The 1,583-nt window shown below is 40.1% G+C and carries 2 protein-coding genes; both read left to right on the plus strand.

The genetic code is table 11. The annotated features are described in order from the left end of the window. The first annotated feature begins 126 nt into the window (after positions 1 to 126). Positions 127 to 474 (plus strand): VOC family protein, encoded by a 348-nt coding sequence (locus ACFEL9_RS26025; protein ID WP_385896310.1) that lies wholly within the window; start codon positions 127 to 129, stop codon positions 472 to 474. Between the two features lie 4 nt (positions 475 to 478). Beyond that, positions 479 to 799 (plus strand): hypothetical protein, encoded by a 321-nt coding sequence (locus tag ACFEL9_RS26030; RefSeq protein ID WP_385896312.1) that lies wholly within the window; start codon positions 479 to 481, stop codon positions 797 to 799. The last annotated feature ends 784 nt before the right edge of the window (positions 800 to 1,583 follow it).

The following is a 1,583-nucleotide window of genomic DNA, read 5'->3' on the forward strand; positions in this document are numbered from 1 at the left end:
GCTGCTTCGCTGAAAGCCTCTGGCTTTCGCTCCCGCATCTGCTCCATCCGTGGGCACTTCGTAAATCCCGATCGTTGGTGGCAAGCGTATCGGACACCCTACAAACTTCAAAGCGACAATTAACAAATGGACATTCGGTTATTAGTCTTACGGACAGGCGACACAAAACGACTTGCAGACTTTTACAGTTTATTCGGATTGACCTTTGACTATCATAAGCATGGAAATTCACCTTTTCATTATTCTGCGATAATTGGACAAACCGTTTTAGAAATTTATCCATTGACAAAGAGCCAAGCCGAACCAGACAAAAATCTACGCTTAGGCTTTGGTATTGACAATTTTGACGACACAGTTCAAAAATTAAAAGAATCAGAAGTACCCTTTTCATTAGAACCTACACAAACGGATTTCGGTTTCATGGCAATCATCTCTGACCCTGACGATAGGAAAATTGAACTTTATAAAAAGTAAATAGTTGAAAGCACTTAAAATATTAATCACCAGTTTTATTGACGACCATCAACCGGGATTTGTTGAATGTAAATTCTTCGACGCTTACGGGAAGGAACACATAGTACAAGACAAAGTCCCTATTGTTACGGAAAAAGATTTAGACGCAAATAGTGAATACCCCCAAGACGGTGTAATTGCTTGCGAAATTCTAAAAGTATGGCATGACTCAAAGGGACAAAAAATATTGACTGTAAATACTTCAAAGCCGTGGGGAGTTGACACAATTCATGGTTTGACTGAATTTGACGTATTTGAAGAACAACTTATAGAATTAGAGCGGTGAATAAACGCCAGCCACCAACATTCAGTTTTGCGTCAGCAGGGGGCGACGAACATATCCTCATCTTAGTGCTACTATCAGCTGCATATTCGGCTGACCGAACACGGATGAGCAATAGAATATCTTTTCAACTTTTGTAACTTCGGCCGGCTGCAGTTCCGGGCTGGACGTTTTCCAAATGCCCTGCCGAACGCAAAGCTGTGGCCGTTGTGCGCAATTTCACATTTCATTGGCAAAAGAGTATATAGTTTAGTGTAAATGAAGTTCCTTAAAGCTCATAGGGTTGTGATATTATCATTATCCTTATTTCATTCAAGTTATATAATTGCGCAAAAGGATTCAATCATCCGTACTACAACTCATTTCGATTCTACTGGTCCAGTAAGCATTGCGGATTCCGTTTTTAATTCTATTCCAAATGTTATATATATTTCGTTTATGGAAGGTTTCAACGACAGTGTTATCCTATTTCAAAACGGAAAAGCCTTCGACTCGTTATTCTTAAAGACAAATCAGTCATTGGGTTTCGCAGGTAGCACCGCAATTCACTTTTATAAGGGGGAAATACGCGAGTTAATGATTAAATTTCGAAGTTCACCCTACGTGATTCGCGAGAAACTGAATTTAAACTATAAACATTTGCAAATAAGAAAACTGGATGGATGGGAACTTTATTACAGTAACCATTTTCCCGTTCTCGAATGACTGCGCACAACAAATAAGGCTTCGTCGGGTGCGCAGCACCAACGATGAAGCCTCGGTTGTACGGAACCTTCGGTAGTTTGTT

It is taken from the genome of Terrimonas alba, from assembly GCF_042434975.1.
GTDB lineage: Bacteria > Bacteroidota > Bacteroidia > Chitinophagales > Chitinophagaceae > Terrimonas_B > Terrimonas_B alba.